This window comes from Micromonospora sp. WMMD714, from assembly GCF_029581315.1.
Classification (GTDB): Bacteria; Actinomycetota; Actinomycetes; order Mycobacteriales; family Micromonosporaceae; genus Micromonospora; species Micromonospora rifamycinica.
In genome coordinates this window covers 5,711,560-5,732,613 of sequence record NZ_CP120744.1, presented here as the reverse complement: position 1 = coordinate 5,732,613, position 21,054 = coordinate 5,711,560, and the positions used below count along the sequence as shown (strand labels likewise).

Below are 21,054 nucleotides of genomic sequence, written 5' to 3'. Positions count from 1 at the left end.
CGTCGGGCCCGGCCGACCTGGGCACCCGGACCGGCCGCCGTCCGGCGGGGCACCATGGTCGGATGCGTGTCCGCCCGATCTCGCCCGACCGGCTCGTCGCCGAGCTGACCGAACGGCTCCGTAACGCCGCGACCCGCTGCCCCGCCCACCTGCGGGTCGCCGTCGACGGGGCACCCGCCGCCGCCCCCGACCGGCTCGCCGAAGCCCTGGTCGACCCGCTGCGCGCCGGTGGCCACCCGGCGCTGCACCTGCGCGCCGGGGACTTCCTCCGGCCCGCCTCCGTCCGCTTCGAGTTCGGCCGGACCAACCCGGACGCCTACTACGAGGGGTGGACGGACGAGGCCGGACTACGCCGGGAGGTGCTCGACCCCGCCGGCCCCGGCGGCAGCGGCCGGGTACTGCCCTCGCTCTGGGACACCGGGACCGACCGGGCCAGCCGGGCGGCCTACCAGGATCTGCTGCCGGGCACGGTGCTGCTGGTCAGCGGCGCGCTGCTGCTCGGCGGGGGACTGCCCTTCGACGTCTCCGTGCACCTGCATCTCTCTGCGGGCGCGCTGGCCCGCCGCACCGACCCGGCGCAGCGGTGGACCCTGCCGGCGTTCGCCCGGTACGCCGACGAGGTCGCCCCGGCCTCCTTCGCCGACGTGGTGGTCCGGGCCGACGACCCCCGCCACCCGGCTCTGGTGCACCGCGACGACCCCGGTGACCTGCTCGGATGAACCGATGGTTTACCGGGCTGCGACGTTGGGTAATCGCCCGGCTCACAGGGCACGGATGATCTCGCCGTGCCGTCCGCGTCCGGGGCCGGTCCCCGCGCGCCCGGCCTAAGGAAAGGCAGGCAGCGATGCTCGTCCACGACAGTGTCGGCACCGCACGTACCGAGGCGGAGGCCGACCGGATCCGGATCGCCCTGCGGACCCGCTACGACGAGCTTTCCGCCGAGTACGAGCACACGGTCGCGCAGAGCCAGGTGCTGCGGCTGGTGGAGGTCGGCGACACCGCCGGCGACGACCAGGCCGACAGCGGCACCAAGACCGCCGAGCGGGACACCGCGCAGTCCCTGCTGCGTGCCATCCTCGACCGTCGGGCCCAGTTCGAGCACGCGCTGACCCGGTTGGACGAGGGGACCTACGGCTTCTGCGAGGGCTGCACGTCGCCGATCCCGGTGGAGCGGCTGGAGATCTTCCCTGCGGCCACCTCCTGCGTGGCCTGCAAGCAGCACCGGGAGCGGCGGGCCGCCTGAGCCGGTCGCTGCCCGCCGGCACCGGACCGCCCCGAACCGGTGCCGGCCGTCCCGTGGGTGGGACCGGGACCGGCACCGCATCCCGCCCGAGTCCGACACCGGTCGCCGGCCGGTTCACCCCGGCAGGGTGAGGACGGCTCACCCTGCCGGAGCGCAGCATGGGTGGTGCCGGTCGGACCGTCCGGCCGGGACAGACGCCGGCCGGGTCGTTCGGGCCGGGACAGACGCCGGCCGGGTCCTCCGGCCGGACACCGAGGACAGGCACGGGGGTGACCGAGATGGCGGTACGGGTGGTGGCGGATCCGCGGCGCGGCGCGGTGCTGCACGTCGTCGGTACGGGCGGGGACAGTCGTCGACCGGAGCGGCCCGGCCGCCCCGGCAGCCCGGCCCGGCAGGGGCGGGGACCGTCGGGGCCGCCCCGACGCGCCGAGGACCGGCGGTGGGACGGCGATCCGAAGGCCGGGGGGTGACCGCGGTGGCAGAGCAGCTGATCTCGGCGGTCGAGTCCTCGGTGGACAAGACCAACCTGATCCTCAAGGACATCGAGCAGGCGTACGGCTGGCCCCGGGCACAGCGCAACCAGTCGTACGCGGCCCTGCGGACGGTGCTGCACCTGCTGCGGGACCGGATGACCGTGACGGAGTGCGCGGAGTTCGCCGCGCAGCTGCCGATGCTGGTGCGGGGCATCTACTTCGACGGCTGGCAGCCCGAGAACGTGCCGGTCAAGCTGAACCGGGACGACTTCCTCTACGAGATCCGCCAGGGATTTCCCTACGACGTGGAGGGCGGCCCGGAGCGGGTTGCCCAGGTGGTGCTGGACACCCTGCGCCGGCACGTCACCCAGGGTGAATGGCAGGACGTCAAGTCCGGCATGCCGCGGGACCTGCAACGGCTGATTCCCTGACCGGACCCGTGCCCATCCGTCCCGACGATCCGGGTCCGTGTGTCGGACGGGCCGACTACGGTGGGGTTAGAGAAGATCGTGTCGGGGGTACCAACCGCACACGACAGACCCCGCCCCACGGCGGGGCAGCACATCCGAGGGAGCACCCATGGCACTGAACGACGACGACATTCAGACCACCAGCGGCGGCGGCGTCGAGGGTCCGGCCGATGGCGGGGCGACCCCGGGTCAGCATGACGGTGGCGCGGACGGCAGCGCGGAGGGTCCGGCCGATGGCGGGGCGACCCCGGGTCAGCATGACGGTGGCGCGGACGGCAGCGCGGAGGGTCCGGCGGACGGCGGGGCGACCCCGGGTCAGCATGACGGTGGCGCGGACGGCAGCGCGGAGGGTCCGGCCGATGGCGGGGCGACCCCGGGTCAGCACGACGGCGGCGCCGACGGCAGCGCCCGCTGACCGACACCATGGCGATCATCGACCCGCCGGGCGGCCACGGTCGCCCGGCGGTCCCGCCGGCTGCGGCGTCGGCCCTGGCCCGCTGCGTGAGCCTCGAACCGGAGAAGTTCGCCGCCGCCCACTGGGGCCGCGCGCCGCTGCTGTCACGGGCCGCCGAACTGCCCAACGCCGACGGGTTCACCGACCTGCTCAGCCCCGAGGACGCCGACGAGTTGCTCAGCCGACGCGGTCTGCGTACCCCGTTCCTGCGGGTGGCCAAGGACGGCCAGTTGGTGCCGGCGGCCCGGTTCACCGGCGGCGGCGGGGCGGGGGCGGAGATCGGCGACCAGGTCCGCGACGAGCGCATCCTGGAGCTGTACGCCGCCGGGGCGACGCTGGTGCTCCAGGGGCTGCACCGGCTCTGGCCCGCCCTGATCGACTTCACCCGGGACCTGGGCACCGCCCTGACCCAGCCGTTGCAGGTCAACGCCTACCTCACCCCGCCGGGTAGTCAGGGTTTCGCCACCCACTACGACACCCATGACGTCTTCGTGCTCCAGGTCGACGGCCGCAAGCACTGGCGGATCCACCCGCCGGTGCTCACCGACCCGCTGGAGAAGCAGCCCTGGGGCGGCCGGGCCGACGAGGTGTCCGCCACCGCCGACGGGCCGGCCGCGCTCGACGTGGTCCTCGAACCGGGCGACGCGCTCTACCTGCCGCGTGGCTGGCTGCACAGCGCCCAGGCCCAGGAGTCCCGCTCGCTGCACCTGACCGTCGGCATCCGCGCGTTGACCCGGTACGCCCTGGTCGAGGAGCTGCTGGCGCTGGCCGCCGAGGATCCCCGGCTGCGGGCCGGGCTGCCCTTCGGCACCGACGTCGCCGACCCGGACGCCATCGAGCCGGAGCTCGCCGAGACGGTGGAGGCGCTGCGCGACTGGCTGCTGTCGGCCGATCCGGCCGTGGTCGCGGCCCGGCTGCGGGACCGGGCCTGGCCGGCCGCCCGACCGGCCCCGATCCGGCCGCTCGCCCAGGCCGCCGCGCTCGACATGCTCACGGCGGACAGCACGATCGCCCCCCGCGACGGCCTGCGGTGGCAGCTCACCCCCACCGCCGACGGCCGGGTGGCGCTGCGGTTGACCGACCGCACCGTCACCCTGCCCGCCCAGTGCGCGCCGGCCCTGCGGGCGGTGCTCACCGGCACCGGCGTCCGGGTGGGGGAGCTGCCCGGCCTCGACGACGACGCCGACCGGCTGGTGCTGGCCCGCCGGCTGCTGCGGGAGGCGGTCGCCGTCCCGGCGTGAGCCGGGCCGTCCCGACACGGGTCGCCGCGCCGGGACACCTCAGCGGGTCGACACCAGCAGCAGCACCGTGGTCAGCACCCCGGCGGCCAGGACGATCGCCAGCGGGCGGGGGCCGAGCAGGGCGTGCCGCCGGTCGGCCAGCCGTTTCGCCGGTGCCAGCCCGGCCACCGGGCCGAGCAGCGTGACCACCAGCGCCAGCACCGGCATCCCCACCGCCAGGTCACCGCCGTACCGCTGGCCGACCGCGCGGGCGGCGGCCCCGAGGACGTACGCGACGACCGCCCCGGCCACCCCGCAGAGGGCGAGCAGCGGGTTCATCGACCCCGGCAGCTCACCCCGCTGGCCGGTGCGGTCGAGCAGTTCGCGTACCCCGTGCAGCAGCGGCACCGGGTCGCCGGTGACGTCCCGCGCCGGCCCCGGCGGGTCGCCGAGCCGACGGGTGCCCAACCGGGACCGCAGCTCGGCCCAGAGATGACCGACCTCGGTGTCGACCCGTTCCAGCATCGACCGGGCGTCGGTCACCTCCTGCTCGGCGTCGTGGAGCTGGGTGACCGCCTGCTGCACGGCCCGCTCGGCGGCCACGCACTGCTGGTCGTGCCAGGCCTGCGCCTCGGCCCGCTGGGCGGCCACCCGACCGGTCAGCTCGGCGAGCCGGCGGACGTGGGCGGCGTAGGTGTCACTGGCGACCGGTTCGTTCATCGGGACGGACCATAGGGGATGATCACCTGTCCGGTGCGGTGCACCGCCCGGTCGAAGAACAGCCCGCGCCACGGACGCGGGTACCAGTCCGGGCCGCCGGAGCCGGGGTAGAGCGCCGAGCCCAGCTCGCCGCCCTGCACGTCCAGGGCCACCCAGGCGCCGATCTGGTCGGTCCGGGCGGCCGGCCCGCCCAGGTCCGCCCGCATCCGGGCCACCCCCCGCCACCAGGCCAGCACATGGGTACGCCGCTCCGGCCCGTCGTGCAGGATCCGGCGCAACCGGTCCAGGCCGGTGGCTCCGGGCGAACCGGTGGCCAACGCCCCGGCCGCCGCGTCCACGGCGAACAGCAGCAGGTAGTGCGGGGTGGACGGGGTGCCCGGTCGGGTCAGCGCGGTCGCCGTCTCGGCCATCAGCTCGGCGACGGTCTCCTCGTCGTACCAGGCGGCGTCGTCGGCGAGGTCCTCGTAGAGGGCGCGGGCCGCCGGGTCGGCGTCCGGGTCGAGGCAGGCGATGGAGAACCGGGCGCTGCCGGGGCGGTGCTGCCGGGCCAGCGAGCGGGCGGCGGCGTCGAGCACCGCGCACGCCTCGTCGACCCGGGTTCCCAGGACCGCGAGGTTGCGCCCGGGCGCCCGGGGCAACCGCAGCGCCGCCGACCGGGACTGCACGTCGATGATCTCCCCGAGTACGGCGACCGGCCCGCGCGGCGGGAGGTCGTCCCCGGGCGGGGTGAGCGCCCGGAAGTCGGGGGCCTCGGCGAGCCGGGGGATCGCGTCGCCGTCGAAGAGCCGCGCCGGGGCGGCGTCGGCGGGCCGCATCCGCCACAACCGGTGCTGCAGCTCGCTCCAGGTCTCCCAGTCGCTGGCCGACGGGATCCGGGCCACCTGGTTGCCCTCGGTCATCCCCGACTCGGCGTTGACCACCGCGTGGTGCCGGGGCAGCGCCTGCGCGGCGTCGTTGCGTTCGGCGAGGATGCGCAGCGCCTTGGGCAGCGCGATCCGCAGGGTGAACTGGGCGACCAGGGCGGGCCGCCCCCACAGCGCCTCGATGCCCCGGACGTCCTGCGAGGCGAGTACCAGGTGGATGCCCTGCGAGCGGCCCCGGCGGGCCAGGTCCTCCAGCAGGTCGGCGGCCTCCCGGGCGACCACGTCCCGGCCGGCGAGCAGCGCCTGGAACTCGTCGACCACCGCGACGATTCGGGGCCAGTGCCCGGTCGGATCCACCGCCCGCAGCTCGGCCAGCTTGGTGACCTCGTGCTTCTTGGCCGCGTCGGCCCGGCGGCGCAGCTCCTCGGCGAGGAAGCGCAGCAGGGCCAGGCCGAACTCCCGGTCGGTGTTCACGTTGATCCCGACCAGTCGCATGTGCGGCAGCCAGCTCGGGTCGCGGCGGCCCTGGGCGAACCGGGCGAAGGACACCCCCTCCTTGAAGTCGAGCAGATAGAACTCCAGCTCGGCGGGGGAGTAGCGGGCGGCCAGCGCGCCGATCCAGGCGAAGATGAGGTTGGTCTTGCCGGTCCCCGACGGCCCGCCGATCAGGGCGTGCGGGGGGTAGTCGCCGAGGTTCAGCAGCACCGGACGGCCGTGCGGCCCCTCGCCGATCGGCGCGGTCAGCCCGTGCGCCGAGTCCTCCTTCCACATCTGCTCCGGCGGTGGGAGCAGGTCGGTGAAGGGGGTCGGGGGCGGGCCGGCATTGACCCGGGCGGCGACCTCCCGGCAGGTCTCGGTGACCAGGGTGGCCGGTGGCGGCGGGTCGAGGCGTACCGGGGGACCGGGTGGGGTGCCGATGCGGGCCTCGCCCGGCCCGGCGACGATCCGGGTGAGGCTCGGGTCGTCCGGCAGGTCGATGCCCCGGACCACCAGGTGCACCCCGCAGGCCACCCCGGTACGGACCACCCGGTCGAGCTGGCCGCGTTCGTGCCGGGACAGCTCGTCGCCCCCGAGCAGCACCGCCACCCGCCACGGTTCGGGTCGCCGGCCGGTCGCCACGGCCAGGGCGCGCAGGGAGCCGTACTCGCCCGCGAGGACCGTCTCGTTGATCCGGCGGATCTGCTCGACCAGGTCGTCGAGGAGGCGGGCCAGGCCGCCCGGACCGACGAAGGTGAGCAGCCCGGCGGTGCCGAGCGGGGCGAAGCCGGCCAGCCCGCCGCCGAGGTGCTCGGGGTCGTAGCCGTAGAGCCGGACGGCTCCCGGGTCGGCCCGGCCGACCCCGCGCAGCAGCAGTGCCGACACCACCGCGTCGGCGCCCTCCCGGTCGTCGCCGTGCAGCTGCACGTGGCCGGTGTCGAGCAGCGGCACCAGCGCCGGGACGGGTTCCGCGCCGGGCACCCGCAGGGTGCCGATCCGCAGTGGACCGGGGGTCTCGCCGCGGCCGGCCGGGGTGGGCCGCCACGGCGACCAGGCGGCGGAGGCCGCGCCGGGGGCCTCCCGGCGGGCCGCCTCGGTGGCCCGGTGGGCCAGCTCGGCGAGCCGCGCGGCGTGCCGGCGGTCGATCTCGGCGAGCCGTCTGTCGCGTTCGGCGCCCACCCGCTGCGGCACCGTCGCGGCGGCCCGCCGGACCCGGGTCAGCCGGTCCCGGGCGACGGTCAGCTCCGACTCGGCCGAGGCGAGCCGGGCACGGGTGACACCGAGCGCCTCGGAGAGCATCCCCCGCACCCGCGCCGCCAGCTGGGCACGCAGGTCAGCCATGGGGCCTGCCGTCCGCCCACGGACTCCTGCGGCCCGGCGCGGGGAATCCGGGAGGCGGACCCGCTCCCGGCGGCGGGCTCGGCGCGGGCCGGCGTTGCGGGGCCGGCTCGGGCCGACGCGGTGGGCGCGGCTCGGGGTGACGTTCGGCCGGCGGACGCGGCCGGGACCGGTCGGGTTCCGCTGCCCGCTCGGGCTGCTGCCGCGACGGGTCGGGCTCGTCGCGGGGCAGGTCGCGGCCGAGCCGGTCCAGCAGCACGCCGGTCAGCACCCCCGCGGTGACGGCGGGATCGGCGGCGTGCGGCTGTTCGCCGTCCCCCTCGACCCGACGCGGCGGGGGCATCCGGCAGACCCGGGTGAGCAGCGTTTCCAGCACCGGTGGTGGCAGGCCGGGCAGCAGGTCGCGGACCCGGCCGTCGAGTTCCCGGCGCAGCCGGGGCAGGTCGTCGGCGCGGGGCGGATGCCCGAGCAGCTCGCCGGCGAGGTCCCGCAGCAGCGGCGGGGCGATGGCGGCGAGGCCGAGGCCGACGTCGGCGTGGGCGGCGCGCAGCTCCCGGTGCAGCCGGTCCCGGTCGCCGGAGCGGATGCCGGTGACCACCCGGCGCAGCAGCTCCCGCGAGTCGGCGACCCGCTCGTCGGGCTGCTCCGGCGGACCCTCCCGGCCACCGGTCAGCTCGGCCACCCGGACCGCCCACCAGCGCTTGACGGTGGGGTCCTCCTCGGTGGCCGGGGGCGGGGCGGCCGGCGGTGGGTCGGCCTCGCCGCGCGGCCCGTCGTGCCTCGGTGCGGGGCCGGTGGCCCGGGGCGGGGGTGGGCCGTCGGGGGCCAGCCCGATCGCGGCCAGGTAGCCGGTGAGCTGTTCCTGGGCGACCCGCAGCGCGTGCCCGGCCGACTCGGCGTGCTCGGTGGCGGCGGCGAGTTCCGGCACCCCCATCGGGTTGGCCGACTCCTGGCGTACCCAGCGCAGCCGCTCGGTGGCCTGGCCGAACTTCTCCAGCGCCAGGGCGAGCTGGGCGAGCGGGAACTCCTCGGCGGCGGCCCGTACCTGGGCTCCGACGTCCTCGACGATCGACACGGCGGCCCGCTACAGCGACGACACGTAGAGCTGCGCCTGTTCCACCGCGACGAGCGTCGCGGCGAGACATTCCTCCAGCTCCTGGCCGGCCTGGGTGAGTGACGCCTGAGCCGCCTCGACGGTCTCGTGCCCGCTGCCCTCCAACGCCCCGGCGAGGGTCTGCTGTGCTTCGGAGAGCTTCTCCCCGGCGGCCTGTACGGCTGTCTGTCCGTCACCGATCTGTTGAAGGGCGATGTCGATCGCGGCCTTCAGTTCGGCGACGCTCGCCACGATGACCTCCTGGGGGCGGGGAGATCTCCATTACAACGTATACCTGACGGGGAGAGAACATCCGCCCTGTCGGTGTCGCGGCCCGGGTGTCCGGTCACCGCCCTGACGTGCACGAAGTCCCCGAGGGCGTCCCGTCAAAAAGACAGCTGGTCCCGTCGATGGGACTGCCCTCCGGCCGGTTGGGCCGGCCGGGAGACCCCGGGGCGGGGCGCTCGACCGGGCTCAGCCGGGCAGCCAGCGGGGGCCGTACACCTCGGCGCCCAGCGCGCCCACCCGCCCGCGCAGCTCCCGGTCGGCCGTCACCACCAGCCGCCGCCGGTCCGGCGCGTCCCGCACCAGGTCGACGATCGTGTCGTCGCCCGAGCCCGGCGCCGCGACGGTGCGTACCCCGGCGACCCCCGGCACGTCCCGGGCCGCGCCCTCGACCACCAGCACCACCTCGACGGGCGCGGGCAGCTCCGGGGGCACGCCCACGTCGGCCACCGGGACCAACCGGTCGCGCAGCCGGGCCGCCGCCCCGGCCCGGTCGTGCCACCAGCCGTCCGGCCGGGAGCCGACCACGTTCGCACCGTCGACGATCAGCAGCGGGTGGGATTCCATCCGCCCAGCCTGCCACCTCGGGGCGTTTGTCGGGGCGACCGTCGGGTAGCCACCGGCGATCGTGTCGCGCCCGGGTGTCGCCGCCGGCGACCCTGCCGCGGCCCAAGGAGCGGAGGACAGCCATGCTAGGACCCGGGGACTTCGGCTCCGACCCGTGGGACGAGTTCCTGGCCCGGTACTTCGGCCGGGGCGAGGGCGGACGCCGCCCGGCGCACCGGGTCGACATCACCCGCCTGATGACCGCCGACGCCCGGGAGATGCTGGCCGACGCCGCCCGGCGGGCCGCCCAGAAGCACAGCACCGACCTGGACACCGACCACCTGCTCTGGGCGGCGTTGCAGCGCGACCCGCTGCGGGACCTGGTCCGCCGCGCCGGGGCCGACCCGGACGCCCTGGTCAACGCGCTCGGCGGACGCGGCGACGGCGCTCCGCGCGGCGAGGTGCCGCCGAACCTGTCGCTCACCCCGGCCGCCAAACGGGCGCTGCTCGACGCGCACCAGCTCTCCCGGGCGATGGGCGCGAACTACATCGGACCCGAACACATCCTGATGGCGCTGCCGCTCAACCCGGAGTCCCCGGCCGGTCGGATGCTCGCCGCCGGCCGGATCCAGCCCGAGTCGCTCCAGGCGGCCGGGGCGGAACGTGGCCCGATGGCCGGCCCGAAACCCGACCGGGGCACCCCCACCCTCGACCAGTACGGCCAGGACCTCACCGACCTGGCCCGCAACGACCAGATCGACCCGGTGATCGGCCGCGCCGACGAGATCGAGCAGGCGGTCGAGATCCTGTCCCGGCGGACCAAGAACAACCCGGTGCTCATCGGGGAGGCCGGTGTCGGCAAGACCGCCATCGTGGAGGGCCTGGCCGAGCGGATCTGCGACGGCGACGTGCCGCAGACCCTGCTCGGCAAGCGGGTCGTCCAGCTCGACCTGGCCGGTCTGGTCGCCGGCACCCGCTACCGGGGCGACTTCGAGGAGCGGCTCAAGAAGGTGATCGACGAGATCCGGGCGCACCGGGACGAGCTCATCATCTTCCTGGACGAGATCCACACCCTGGTCGGCGCGGGTGGCGCCGGCAGCGAGGGCGGGATGGACGCGTCCAACATGCTCAAGCCGGCGCTGGCCCGGGGCGAGCTGCGGGTGATCGGGGCAACCACGCTGGACGAGTACCGGCGCAGCATCGAGAAGGACGCCGCCCTCGCGCGCCGGTTCCAGCCGGTGCTGGTGCCCGAGCCCGACGTCGAGGACACGGTGGCCATCCTGCGCGGCCTGCGGGACCGGTACGAGGCCCACCACCAGGTCCGGTTCACCGACGAGGCGCTGGTCGCCGCCGCCGAACTCTCCGACCGGTACGTCACCGACCGGTTCCTGCCGGACAAGGCGATCGACCTGATCGACCAGGCCGGTGCCCGGGTGCGGCTGCGCACCCGGACCCCCGCCTCGGACGTCCGGGAGTTGGAACAGCAACTGGAGGACGTCCGCCGGGACAAGGAGCAGGCGGTCGCCGACGAGCAGTACGAGAAGGCGTCCGCGCTGCGGGACCGGCTCGCCGAGCTGGAGGCGCAGATCGGGCGGGCCCGGGGCGACGGCGGGGACAATCAGGTCCCCTCGGTCGACACGAAGGAGATCGCCGAGGTGGTCTCCCGGTCCACCGGCATCCCGGTCAGCCAGCTCACCGAGGAGGAGCGGGACCGGCTGCTACGACTGGAGGGGCACCTGCACCAGAAGGTGATCGGCCAGGACGACGCGGTCAGCGCCATCGCCGAGGCGGTCCGCCGGTCGCGGGCCGGGCTGGCCGACCCGAACCGGCCGATGGGCAGCTTCCTCTTCCTCGGCCCCACCGGCGTCGGCAAGACCGAACTGGCCCGGGCGCTGGCCGAGGCGCTCTTCGGCGAGGCCGACCGGATGGTCCGGGTGGACATGAGCGAGTTCCAGGAACGGCACACCGTGGCCCGGCTGGTCGGTGCGCCCCCCGGCTACGTCGGCTACGAGGAGGCCGGCCAGCTCACCGAGGCGGTCCGCCGCCGCCCGTACGCCGTGGTGCTGCTCGACGAGATCGAGAAGGCCCACCCGGACGTGTTCAACATCCTGCTCCAGGTGCTCGACGACGGCCGGCTCACCGACAGCCAGGGCCGCACGGTCAACTTCAAGAACACCGTGCTGATCATGACGAGCAACCTGGGTTCGGAGCTGATCACCGGAGCCCAGCGGACCGTCGGCTTCGGCGTCGGCGCGCAGGGCGACCAGCAGGAGGCCGACGAGCTGCGGGAGCGGCTGATGCGTCGGCTCCAGGAGAACTTCCGTCCGGAGTTCCTCAACCGGATCGACGAGACGATCATCTTCCAGCGGCTGGAGGCCGAGCAGCTCCGCCAGATCACCGGGCTGCTGCTGGAGGAGACCCGCCGCCGGCTGCACGCCCAGGACATCCGGGTCGAGGTCACGTCGACCGGCACGGACTGGCTGGCCGAGCACGGCTACCAGCCGGAGTTCGGAGCCCGCCCGCTGCGGCGGGTGATCCAGCGCGAGGTGGACAACCGGCTCTCCCGGATGCTGCTGGAGAACCAGCTCTCCCCGGGGCAGAAGGTCACCGTCGACGCCCGGGACGGGCAGCTCACCTTCGACGTGTCGGCCGGCGACCACGCCCCCGCCACCACCTCGCATCCCCGATGACCGGAGGGCGGAGATGACCGAACCCGAGGAGACCGAGGAGAACGCCGAACGGACCGCACCGATCCCGGCCGCCCCGACGGCCAACCCGGCCCGGGTCCAGGTGCCGCCGGAGGGCCTGAAGCAGTGGACCGACGACGGGAACCCGGCACCGCCCGGGCCACCGGAAGAGGAGGCGTGATGGCACGCGAACAGCGACTCGACCCCGAGGTCGAGGTGCTCTGGGAGGACTTCCACGCCGAGGTGAACGTCCCCTCCGAGCAACTGCGGCAGTGGCTGCTGACCAGGGGGTCCGGGGAGGAGGCGTTCGGCCCCGACCCGGATCTCGACCTGCCCGAGCCCGGCCGGCAGATCCTGGCGGTGCTGCGTAAGCGCAAGGTCGACATCACCCCGGCCGACGTCGCGGTGATGCGGGCGGCGATCGACCGGATCCGGTCGTTGGTGGACGAGCGGCCCGGCGGCGGCAACGCCGACGACGAGTGGCGGCACGCCCTGCTCGACCTGGGCCACGACGTCCTCGTCGAACGCTGACCCGCCCGGTCGACGGCCGTGCCGGTCCGCCGTGCCCGTGGGGGGCCCGACGGCCGGGCACCCGGGACGCCGTCCCGGGTGCCCGGCCGTCGGGGGGCTACCCGGACCCGAGGCTGGGCAGCTGCAGGCCGGCGGCGTCGGCGGCGTCCTGCCGCTCGGCGCGGGTCTGCTCCTCCCGGCTGAGCAGCGTCGCGTACTCGGTGATGTCGGCCGGGTCGGGCACCTCGGGCAGCCGGCGCAGGAACGCCTCGACGTCCCGGGCGGCGGCGGTGTGCGCGCTGGCCGCCCGACGCAGCAGCTCCCGCTGGTCGGCGGCCGGATAGAGATCGGTCATGCAGGGCTGATACCCGTCGTCACGCCGTTCGCACCCGCCCGGTCGCGCGGGCCGCACCGCCGTCCCGCGCGCCGAACTCCGGATGTCGCAGCAACCAGGCCAGGTAGTCGGGGTGGGCGGCCAACGAGTCGGTGTACGCGGCCACCGCGTCCTCCAGGACGGGATCGGCGACCCGGGCCGCCGGGGACTCCGGGTGCCAGCCGAGCAGCAGCCGCCACCGCAGCGGGGTACCGGCCAACCGGCGCGTCACCAGGCCGGCGACCGGGCGGAAGGTGGCCTGGCACAGGGCCACCGCCTCACCGGCGTCGACCAGGTCCATGCAGCCACGGACGTCGGTCTCGTACACCTTGCGGGGGGTGAAGCCGGCGCGGGCGCACGCGGCGGCGAAGCAGTCGCCGAAGCAGCCGTCACCCGGCGCGGCGACCCACTGCTCGTGCCGCAGGTCGCCCAGGCCGACCTCGTCGCGGTCGGCCATCGGGTGGGCGGCCGGCAGCAGCACCAGCACCGGGTCGACGGCCACCTCCCGCCAGGACAGGCCGAACTCCGCCGGCGGGGTGGCGTCGCCGCAGATGCCGGTCAGCGCGAAGTCGAGCCGGCCGCCGGCGACCAGGGCGGCCAGTTCGTCGGCGGACCAGGACGCGTAGGTGGTGATCTGCGCGTGCGGCTGTTCGGCGGCGAGCCGGTGCACCAGCCGACCCAGGATCGGGCTGTTCACCCCGCCGAAGCGGTACCGGCCGAGGGCGTCGTCGGCCCCGGCCAGTCGGGCCGCCTCGTCCTGGAGGCCCTTCATCGCCGGCAGCAGCACCCGGGCACGGGACAGCACCAGCTCGCCCAGGGCGGTGGGGCGGGCACCCCGCCGGTCCCGTTCGAACAGCGGGCCGCCCAGCGTCCGCTCGATGCGCTGAAGCTGGGCGGTCAGGGCCGGCTGGGCCAGGCCGAGGGCGGACGCGGCTTTCGTCACGCTGCCCGTCTCGGCGATCGCGCAGACCACCCGCAGGTGGCGCAGCTCCAGGTTCATAGGGTGACGGTATGGCCACACGTCGATAGACGGAAGGGTCTGGACCGAACCGGGCCGACAGACCTGACGGATAGGGGTCGACCGATCACCGCCCGGAACGGCGGGTGAGGTCGGACAACTGGGTACGGCGACCGGTCACCGCGTCGCGCAGCTTGTCCACCACCCCCACGGCCGGTTCGACGATCCGGTTCCACGGCGGGGTGGCCGGGGTGCCCGGGTGCGGTCGGGTCGGGGCCGCCTCCTCGGCGATCGCCCACCGGTTGCCCAGCCGGATCAGCTCCGCGTCGGTGGCCACCTCGCGCAGCGGGGTGATCAGCTCAGCGACCGCCTGCACGTGCCGCCGGATCCGGGCCGCCACGTCGGCGAGCGTCGGGTCGTCCGGGCCGCGGAGGGCCTTCAGCGCGGTGAGCAGCGCCACGTCCGCCGTCACCTCCCGGTCCACCCGGTCGGCGGCGGCGGGCAGCGCGGCGCGGGCGGCGGGCAGCAGGTACTGCTCCTCGGCCGAGAGGTGCCGCGACACCACGGCGGTGAGCACCTGGAGCACGTCCCGCCGCCGCTGCACCGCCAGGCTCTCGTCGGTGACCTGGTCGACCAGGTCGAGGAGCTGCCGGTGCTCGGCGTCGGCGAGGTCGGCCATGCTGCGCCCGCCGGGGCGGTAGGCGTCGTCGGCGGCCGGTGGCAGCGGGGGCAGGGGTACGGCGGACATGACGCCCTCCTCGGCGGGGCCGGCACGGGTGGCCGGCCGGTGCGACGGGCGGAACGGGGACGCCAGCGCCGGTACCCGTACCCGACGATCGGCAAACCCGGGACGGCCGCGCCGCCGGGGCCGCCGGTCCGGGCCGGCCGGCGGGCGGCGCGGCGGCCCCGGCGCGGCGGCGACGGGCGGGTCGGGCGGTTCGCGGCGCGGCCGGCGACTGGTAGAAAGAGGCGATGACGAGCGACGCCGCCTCCGCCCCGCCCGACCCCACCGCCGAGGTCGTCGACCTCTGCGGTGACCTGCTGCGCATCGACACCACCAACACCGGTGACAACGCCACCAGCGCCGGCGAGCGCCGGGCCGCCGAGTACGTCGCGGAGAAGCTCGCCGAGGTGGGCGTGGACGTCGAGATCCACGAGTCCGCGCCGGGCCGGGCCAACCTGGTCGCCCGCATCCCCGGCGTGGACCCGGGCCGGGACGCCCTGCTGGTGCACGGCCACCTGGACGTGGTGCCGGCCGACGCCGACGAGTGGTCGGTGCACCCGTTCTCCGGGGAGGTCCGCGACGGCTACCTGTGGGGCCGGGGCGCGATCGACATGAAGGACTTCGACGCGATGGTGCTGGCGGTGGTGCGGCACTGGCAGCGCACCGGCGTCCGCCCACCCCGCGACATCGTGCTGGCGTACACCGCCGACGAGGAGGCGGGCAGCGACTACGGCGCGCACTTCCTCGTCCAGCACCACCGGGGGCTCTTCGACGGCTGCACCGAGGCGATCGGCGAGGTCGGCGGCTTCTCGTACTCGATCAGCGACGCCCAGCGGCTCTACCTCATCGAGACCGCCGAGAAGGGCCTGGACTGGCTGCGGCTGCACGCCCGGGGCCGGCCCGGGCACGGTTCGTTCATCCACGACGACAACGCGGTCACCGCGCTGGCCGAGGCGGTGGCCCGGATCGGCCGGCACCGCTTCCCGATCACCGTCACCCCCACCGTACGGGCCTTCCTGACCGAGGTGTCCGACGTGCTCGGCGTCGAGCTGGACCCGGACGACCCGGAGACGGCGATCGCCAAGCTCGGCCCGATCGCCAACATCATCGGCGCGACCGTCCGTAGCACCGCCAACCCGACCAGGCTGGCCGCCGGCTACAAGGACAACGTCATCCCCGGGCGGGCCACCGCCACCATCGACTGCCGCAGCCTGCCCGGCCAGTCGGAGATGCTGGAGCGGCAGCTGCGCGAGCTGGTCGGCCCGGACATCGAGATCGAGTACATCCAGCGTCAGCCCGCCCTGGAGACCACCTTCGACGGCGATCTGGTCGAGGCGATGTCGGCGGCGCTGCGGGCCGAGGACCCGGGGGCCCGGCCGGTGCCGTACATGCTCTCCGGGGGTACCGACGCCAAGGCGTTCGCCCAGCTCGGCATCCGCTGCTTCGGTTTCGCCCCGCTGCGGCTGCCGGCCGACCTCAACTTCTCGGCGTTGTTCCACGGCATCGACGAGCGGGTACCGGTGGACGGACTACAGTTCGGCGTGCGGGTGCTCGACCGGTTCCTCCGCAACTGCTGACCGGTGCCGGTGCCGCACCCCCCCATTCCTCGAAGGGACTGCCTCATGACCGACCAGCACGCTGAGCTGGACGTCGCCCTGGAGCGCGTGATCGACGCGGCCCGCGCCCACCTGACGGCCGTACGGGCCGCCCAGGGGCGGATCGACGACGACGACGTCTGGCAGGCGTACGTGGCGTTGAACAACGCCTCCTTCGCCTACGACGAGCAGCTGCTCGACGCGTTCGGCGAGGTCACCCCCTGGGACGTCGAGTCGATCGACCCGGACGAGGCGGACGAGCGGTTCGGCTCCGGCGAGGGTGACCCGGCCACCGACCCGCACCCGCAGGTCATCTCGGTGCGGCAGCGCCGTGACTACCGGGTGCCCAGCGTCTCGGCGCTGCTGCGGGTCGCCGAGGTGGCCCGCCGGGAGGGCACGCCGGAGGGCGACGAGCCCGCGCCGGTCGAGGGGGTGGGCGAGGCGGTGCTGGAGCTGTTGCAGGGCGGTGACGGCTCGCTCGGCGCCCTGGACGTGCCGGAGCTGGAGCCGTTGGACGGCGTGGTCATGGTCAGCGAGGTCGGCACCCCGGTCGACCTGGAGTCGTTCAGCGACGACGACCCGGTGGGTCCGTTCACCCCCGCGGCCGACGACCGGCTGGTGGGCCGGCTCGACGAGCACCCGTTCCTCGACGAGGACGACCACGACCACGCCGGGCACCAGCACTAGGCGGCGGCCGGCCGGGGCACCGGCACTAGGCGGCGACGGCCGGCCCGGGGCGGCACGCACCGGGCCGGCCGTTCCCGTACCGCCGCCGGGTGCCGGGCGGGTCAGTAGGACAGGCCCGGTTGGGGCTGGTTGACCCGACGGCGACGCAGCATCACCTTGCGGGTGCCGTCCCGGAAGAGCTGCACCCGGGCCAGCTCCCAGCCGGAGAACTCCGCCTGGATCGCCAGTTGCGCCGCGGCGGTCAACCGGTCGACGTTGGGCGGCAACCGCAGCGGCGCGTATTCGTAGTCCATGGCACCCATGCTGCCCAGCCCGGCGTCCCCGCGCCACCCCTTAGCCGGTGCGCCGCGCCACCCTCGGGGGCGGCCGCGCCCGCCGTGGGGTCCGCGGCGGGGTCAGCCCTCACGTTCCGGGTAGCCGACCGGCACCGCGGACACGTCGTCCAGGGCTGTGGTGATCTCCTCCGGCAGGGTCATCCGTTCCACCTGCAACGCCCCGAGCAGCTGGCCCACCGTCCGGGCGCCGAGGATCGGCGCGGTCACCCCCGGCCGGTCCCGGATCCAGGCCAGCGCCACCTCCAGCGGGGACACCCCGAGCCCACCGGCGGCGATGCTCACCGCCTCCACGATGCTGGAGCAGCGCGGCTCCAGGTAGGTGGCGACGAACGGCTCGAAGTGCGCCGAGGCGGCCCGGGAATCCGCCGGGCGACCGTTGCGATACTTGCCGGTCAGCACCCCCCGCCCGAGCGGCGACCAGGGCAGCACCCCCAGGCCGAGGGCGGCGCAGGCCGGCAGCACCTCCCGCTCCACCCCCCGCTCCAGCAGCGAGTACTCGACCTGGGTGGCGACCACCGGGGACCGTCCCGGCCAGGCGGCCTGCCAGGCGGCGGCGCGGGCGGTCTGCCAGCCGGAGAAGTTCGACACCCCGACGTACCGGACCCGGCCGGAGGCGACCGCGTGGTCCAGCGCGGCCAGGGTCTCCTCCAGCGGGGTGTCCGGGTCGTAGCCGTGCACCTGCCACAGGTCGACGTGGTCGGTGCCGAGCCGGCGCAGGGAGGCGTCCAGGGTGCGCAGCAGGTGCCCGCGGGAACCGTCCCGCCGCCGGCCACTGCCCGGACGCAGGCCCGCCTTGGTGGCGATCAGCACGTCCTCGCGGGGGACCAGGGTGCCCAGCAGCGACCCGAGCACCGACTCGGCGTCCCCGTCGGCGAAGACGTCGGCGGTGTCGACCAGGTTGCCGCCCGCGTCGAGGAAGCTCTTCAGCTGGGCCGCCGCGTCGTCGGCGTCGGTGTCCCGGCCCCAGGTCATGGTGCCGAGCGCGAGCCGGGAAACCGCCAGCCCGCTTCGGCCGAGCGGTCGCTGTTGCATGGGTGAACCTTATTTCGAACCCGGCGCAACCGATATCCTCGCTCCCGGCATCTCTGCCTGTCGGGTCGCCGATCCGACCGTCACCACCGCCCTGGGTCGCTCGTTTGGCACTCCACGCGCCGGCCCGGTCGCTCGTCGTCCACCTCCCGTCGCGGCCCGCGGCACGCGGCCCGTCGGCGGGGGCGAGCCGGTGGGCGGCGGGGGCCGGGTCATTGCGTAACCTGATGCGACCTGTGGGTGCGGGATGGGGAGGATCAGTGCGACTCGGGCTCAACCTCGGATATCAGACAGCGTGGAGTACGCCGGCCGGCTACCTGGCGCTCGCCCAGGAGGCGGACCGCCTCGGCTACTCGGTGGTGTGGGCGGCGGAGGCGTACGGCTCCGACTCGCCGAGCATGCTGGCCTGGATGGCGGGCCAGACCGAGCGGATCGACCTGGGCAGCGCGGTGATGCAGATCCCCGCCCGGACCCCGGCGATGACCGCGATGACCGCGGCGACCATCGACGCGCTCTCCGGCGGCCGGTTCCGGCTCGGCCTGGGCGTCTCCGGCCCGCAGGTCTCCGAGGGCTGGCACGGCGTCCGGTTCGCCAAGCCGCTGGCCCGCACCCGCGAGTACGTCGACATCGTGAAGCTGGCGGTGGCCCGCAAGGAGGTCGCCTACGACGGCGCGCACTACACGCTGCCGCTGCCCGACGGCCCCGGCAAGGCGTTGCGGCTGGGCTTCCATCCGCCGCGCGCCCACATCCCGGTCTACCTGGCCGCGGTCGGGCCGAAGAACCTGGAACTGGCCGGTGAGATCGCCGACGGCTGGCTGGCCGTCTTCTACTCCCCGGAGTTCGCCGAGGAGCAGCTCGCCTCGGTGCGGGCGGGCCGGGCCCGGGCCGGCAAGGAGCTCGCCGGTTTCGACGTGGTGCCGTCGGTGCCGGTGGTGGTCGGCGACGACGTGGCCGCCTGCGCCGAACTGGTCCGCTGGTACGCCGCGCTCTACGTCGGCGGGATGGGCAGCCGGCAACAGAACTTCTACAACCAGCTCGCCACCCGGATGGGTTACGGCGACGCGGCCCGCCAGGTGCAGGACCTCTACCTGGCCAAGCAGCAGCGCGACGCGGCGGCGGCGGTGCCGATGGAGTTCATCGACCGCACCTCGCTGCTCGGCCCCAAGGAACGCATCGCCGAGCGGATGCGGGAGTACGCGGCGGCCGGGGTGACCACCCTGTCGGTCACCCTGTTCGTGGCCGACCGGGAGAGCGGCGTGCTGACCCTGCGGACCGTCGCCGAGGCCCTCGACCTCTCGGGAGTCGGCGAGTGACCTGGGTCGAGGCCATCGTCCTGGGCATCGTCCAGGGGCTCACCGAGTTCCTTCCGGTGAGTTCGTCGGGGCATCTGCGGATCACCTCGGCGATCTTCTTCGACCGGGACGCGGGCGCGTCCTTCACCGCGGTAACCCAGCTGGGCACCGAGGCGGCCGTGCTCATCTACTTCGCCAAGGACATCTGGCGGATCACCCGGACCTGGCTGGTCGGCATCAGGGACGCCTCGGTCCGGTCCAGCCTCGACTACCGGATGGGCTGGTACGTGATCGTCGGCTCGATCCCGATCGGGCTGTTCGGTTTCCTGTTCAAGGACCAGATCCGCACCGCCGGACGCAATCTGTGGGTGGTCTCCACCACCCTGATCGTCTTCGCCTTCGTGCTGGCCTTCGCCGAGTACTGGGGCCGGCAGACCCGTACCCTGGCGAACTTCCGGATGCGCGACGGCATCGTGATGGGCTTCGCCCAGGCGATGGCGCTGGTCCCCGGGGTGTCCCGCTCCGGCGGCACGCTCACCGCGGGCCTGCTGCTCAACCTCACCCGGGAAGCCGCCGCCCGGTACTCGTTCCTGCTGGCCATCCCGGCGGTGGTGATGTCGGGCATCTTCAGCGTCGGGGACGTCTTCGAGCCGGCCGCGCCGGGCACCTCGGTGCCGTCGGTGGCGCAGATGGTGGTCGCCACCATCATCGCCTTCGGTGTCGGCTACGCGGCCATCGCCTGGCTGCTGCGGTACGTGGCGCACCACACCCTGTACGTCTTCGTGCTCTACCGGGTGGCGCTCGGCACCCTGGTGCTGGCGCTGCTGCTCACCGGCACGATCAGCGCCACCTGATCCGCCCCGGCCGACGGCCCCCGACACCGCCGCCGGTGTCGGGGGCCGTCGCCGTCCGGACTGCGCCTAGGGTGGGGGCGTGGCGACCCTTCTGCTTCTGCGACACGGCCGGACGACCGCGAACGCCGACGGTGGCCTGGCCGGCCGCCAGCCGGTCGAGCTGGACGAGACGGGCCGGGCCCAGGCGGTCGCGGTCGGTGACCGGCTGCGGCCGGTGCCGCTCGCGGCGGTGGTGACCAGTCCGCTGATCCGCTGCCGGCAGACCCTCGAACTGGCGCTGCCGCAGGCCGAGCCGGTGGTCGAGGACGGGCTGATCGAGTGCGGCTACGGCGCCTGGGAGGGGCAGCCGCTGAAGAAGCTGGCCAAGGAGCCGCTCTGGCCGGTGGTGCAGCAGCATCCCAGTGCCGCGGTCTTCCCCGACGGCGAGTCGATGGCGCAGATGTCGGCCCGCGCGGTCGCCGCCGTCCGCGCCTGGGACGCCCGGATCACCGCCGAGCACGGGCCGGAGGCGGTCTGGCTGGCGTGCAGCCACGGCGATGTGATCAAGGCCATCGTGGCCGACGCCCTCGGGGTGCACCTGGACCTGTTCCAACGCCTGGTCGCCGATCCGGCCTCGGTCACCGTGATCCGTTACACCCCGCTGCGGCCGTTCCTGGTCCGGCTCAACGACACCGGCGGTGACCTGGCCGCCCTGGTGCCCCCGCGGCCCAAGCGGCGGCGTCGGGCGGCCCGGCCGGTCGACTCCGACGCGGCCGTCGGCGGGGGCGCGGGGAACGCCGGCTGAACCGGCCGACCACGACCGGGCCGGGCCGCGCCGTTTCGCCCTCG

At 75.0% G+C, this 21,054-nt stretch carries 24 protein-coding genes; 14 read left to right on the top strand and 10 right to left on the bottom strand.

All coding sequences use genetic code 11. From position 1 onward, the window contains the following. Window positions 1-62: 62 nt before the first annotated feature. The 6 genes from O7625_RS24505 to O7625_RS24480 all read left to right on the top strand — a co-directional run bounded on the left by O7625_RS24505 (window position 63) and on the right by O7625_RS24480 (window position 3,881). Window positions 63-719, top strand: coding sequence for a uridine kinase (locus O7625_RS24505; RefSeq protein WP_282341877.1), 657 nt, complete (start codon window positions 63-65; stop codon window positions 717-719). Window positions 720-844: 125 nt separating this feature from the next. After that, window positions 845-1,243, top strand: a complete 399-nt coding sequence (locus O7625_RS24500) for a TraR/DksA C4-type zinc finger protein (RefSeq protein WP_067314378.1) — start codon at window positions 845-847, stop codon at window positions 1,241-1,243. 278 nt (window positions 1,244-1,521) lie between these two features. After that, a complete protein-coding gene (locus tag O7625_RS24495) occupies window positions 1,522-1,713 on the top strand; it encodes a hypothetical protein (protein WP_067314404.1) in 192 nt (63 codons plus the stop codon). Window positions 1,714-1,718: 5 nt separating this feature from the next. After that, entirely contained in the window at window positions 1,719-2,147 is a 429-nt protein-coding gene (locus O7625_RS24490; RefSeq protein ID WP_282341873.1) for a DUF2267 domain-containing protein, read from the top strand. Window positions 2,148-2,295: 148 nt separating this feature from the next. Next, the gene (locus O7625_RS24485) at window positions 2,296-2,601 is read left to right on the top strand and encodes a hypothetical protein (protein WP_282265679.1); all 306 of its coding nucleotides are present in this window, start codon (window positions 2,296-2,298) and stop codon (window positions 2,599-2,601) included. Window positions 2,602-2,609: 8 nt separating this feature from the next. Beyond that, the gene (locus O7625_RS24480) at window positions 2,610-3,881 is read left to right on the top strand and encodes a cupin domain-containing protein (RefSeq protein ID WP_282341871.1); all 1,272 of its coding nucleotides are present in this window, start codon (window positions 2,610-2,612) and stop codon (window positions 3,879-3,881) included. Window positions 3,882-3,920: 39 nt separating this feature from the next. Here the strand turns inward: O7625_RS24480 and O7625_RS24475 are convergent, their stop codons facing one another. The 5 genes from O7625_RS24475 to O7625_RS24455 form a co-directional block, all read right to left on the bottom strand. Further along, window positions 3,921-4,580 (bottom strand): hypothetical protein, encoded by a 660-nt coding sequence (locus O7625_RS24475; RefSeq protein ID WP_282341870.1) that lies wholly within the window; start codon window positions 4,578-4,580, stop codon window positions 3,921-3,923. Continuing rightward, window positions 4,577-7,261 carry an FtsK/SpoIIIE domain-containing protein gene (locus O7625_RS24470; protein ID WP_282341868.1) on the bottom strand — a complete coding sequence of 895 codons (2,685 nt, stop codon included), beginning with the start codon at window positions 7,259-7,261 and terminating at the stop codon, window positions 4,577-4,579. The genes O7625_RS24475 and O7625_RS24470 overlap by 4 nt, the downstream gene beginning before the upstream one ends. Then, window positions 7,254-8,333 (bottom strand): hypothetical protein, encoded by a 1,080-nt coding sequence (locus O7625_RS24465; RefSeq protein WP_282341866.1) that lies wholly within the window; start codon window positions 8,331-8,333, stop codon window positions 7,254-7,256. The genes O7625_RS24470 and O7625_RS24465 overlap by 8 nt, the downstream gene beginning before the upstream one ends. A 9-nt stretch (window positions 8,334-8,342) precedes the next feature. Next, window positions 8,343-8,603 (bottom strand): hypothetical protein, encoded by a 261-nt coding sequence (locus O7625_RS24460; protein ID WP_067305468.1) that lies wholly within the window; start codon window positions 8,601-8,603, stop codon window positions 8,343-8,345. Between the two features lie 222 nt (window positions 8,604-8,825). Next, window positions 8,826-9,203, bottom strand: coding sequence for a hypothetical protein (locus O7625_RS24455; protein WP_067305471.1), 378 nt, complete (start codon window positions 9,201-9,203; stop codon window positions 8,826-8,828). Between the two features lie 122 nt (window positions 9,204-9,325). Between O7625_RS24455 and O7625_RS24450 the strand changes: the two genes are divergently transcribed. The 3 genes from O7625_RS24450 to O7625_RS24440 are packed head-to-tail and all read left to right on the top strand — an operon-like array spanning window position 9,326 to window position 12,400. Next, on the top strand, window positions 9,326-11,872 hold the full coding sequence (locus O7625_RS24450) for an ATP-dependent Clp protease ATP-binding subunit (protein WP_282341864.1): 2,547 nt from the start codon (window positions 9,326-9,328) through the stop codon (window positions 11,870-11,872). Window positions 11,873-11,885: 13 nt separating this feature from the next. After that, window positions 11,886-12,050, top strand: coding sequence for a hypothetical protein (locus O7625_RS24445; protein ID WP_172898358.1), 165 nt, complete (start codon window positions 11,886-11,888; stop codon window positions 12,048-12,050). Then, window positions 12,050-12,400: a DUF3140 domain-containing protein gene (locus O7625_RS24440; protein WP_067305479.1), complete on the top strand. Its 351-nt coding sequence runs from the start codon at window positions 12,050-12,052 to the stop codon at window positions 12,398-12,400. Before O7625_RS24445 ends, O7625_RS24440 begins: the two co-directional genes overlap by 1 nt. Window positions 12,401-12,497: 97 nt before the next feature. Here the strand turns inward: O7625_RS24440 and O7625_RS24435 are convergent, their stop codons facing one another. The 3 genes from O7625_RS24435 to O7625_RS24425 form a co-directional block, all read right to left on the bottom strand. Continuing rightward, the gene (locus tag O7625_RS24435; RefSeq protein ID WP_282341861.1) at window positions 12,498-12,734 is read right to left on the bottom strand and encodes a hypothetical protein; all 237 of its coding nucleotides are present in this window, start codon (window positions 12,732-12,734) and stop codon (window positions 12,498-12,500) included. Window positions 12,735-12,753: 19 nt separating this feature from the next. Beyond that, window positions 12,754-13,752, bottom strand: a complete 999-nt coding sequence (locus O7625_RS24430; protein ID WP_067305487.1) for a LysR family transcriptional regulator — start codon at window positions 13,750-13,752, stop codon at window positions 12,754-12,756. Window positions 13,753-13,837: 85 nt separating this feature from the next. Then, window positions 13,838-14,458, bottom strand: coding sequence for a hemerythrin domain-containing protein (locus O7625_RS24425; protein WP_282341858.1), 621 nt, complete (start codon window positions 14,456-14,458; stop codon window positions 13,838-13,840). A gap of 224 nt (window positions 14,459-14,682) precedes the next feature. On the opposite strand from O7625_RS24425, the gene O7625_RS24420 reads away from it, so the two are divergent. Further along, a complete protein-coding gene (locus O7625_RS24420; RefSeq protein WP_282341857.1) occupies window positions 14,683-16,011 on the top strand; it encodes a M20/M25/M40 family metallo-hydrolase in 1,329 nt (442 codons plus the stop codon). A gap of 45 nt (window positions 16,012-16,056) precedes the next feature. Next, a complete protein-coding gene (locus O7625_RS24415) occupies window positions 16,057-16,716 on the top strand; it encodes a hypothetical protein (RefSeq protein ID WP_067305496.1) in 660 nt (219 codons plus the stop codon). A gap of 101 nt (window positions 16,717-16,817) precedes the next feature. On the opposite strand, the gene O7625_RS24410 is transcribed toward O7625_RS24415, so the two are convergent. Both O7625_RS24410 and O7625_RS24405 read right to left on the bottom strand, forming a co-directional pair. Beyond that, on the bottom strand, window positions 16,818-17,009 hold the full coding sequence (locus O7625_RS24410) for a DUF5703 family protein (RefSeq protein WP_282341856.1): 192 nt from the start codon (window positions 17,007-17,009) through the stop codon (window positions 16,818-16,820). A gap of 102 nt (window positions 17,010-17,111) precedes the next feature. Beyond that, complete coding sequence (locus O7625_RS24405; protein WP_282341854.1) at window positions 17,112-18,083, bottom strand: aldo/keto reductase; 972 nt, start codon at window positions 18,081-18,083, stop codon at window positions 17,112-17,114. Window positions 18,084-18,340: 257 nt separating this feature from the next. Between O7625_RS24405 and O7625_RS24400 the strand changes: the two genes are divergently transcribed. The 3 genes from O7625_RS24400 (at window position 18,341) to O7625_RS24390 (ending at window position 21,010) form a co-directional block, all read left to right on the top strand. Next, window positions 18,341-19,393: an LLM class F420-dependent oxidoreductase gene (locus O7625_RS24400; protein WP_282341852.1), complete on the top strand. Its 1,053-nt coding sequence runs from the start codon at window positions 18,341-18,343 to the stop codon at window positions 19,391-19,393. Beyond that, window positions 19,390-20,226, top strand: coding sequence for an undecaprenyl-diphosphate phosphatase (locus O7625_RS24395; RefSeq protein WP_282341851.1), 837 nt, complete (start codon window positions 19,390-19,392; stop codon window positions 20,224-20,226). Before O7625_RS24400 ends, O7625_RS24395 begins: the two co-directional genes overlap by 4 nt. Window positions 20,227-20,305: 79 nt before the next feature. Beyond that, window positions 20,306-21,010 (top strand): histidine phosphatase family protein, encoded by a 705-nt coding sequence (locus O7625_RS24390; RefSeq protein ID WP_282341850.1) that lies wholly within the window; start codon window positions 20,306-20,308, stop codon window positions 21,008-21,010. Window positions 21,011-21,054 lie beyond the last annotated feature (44 nt).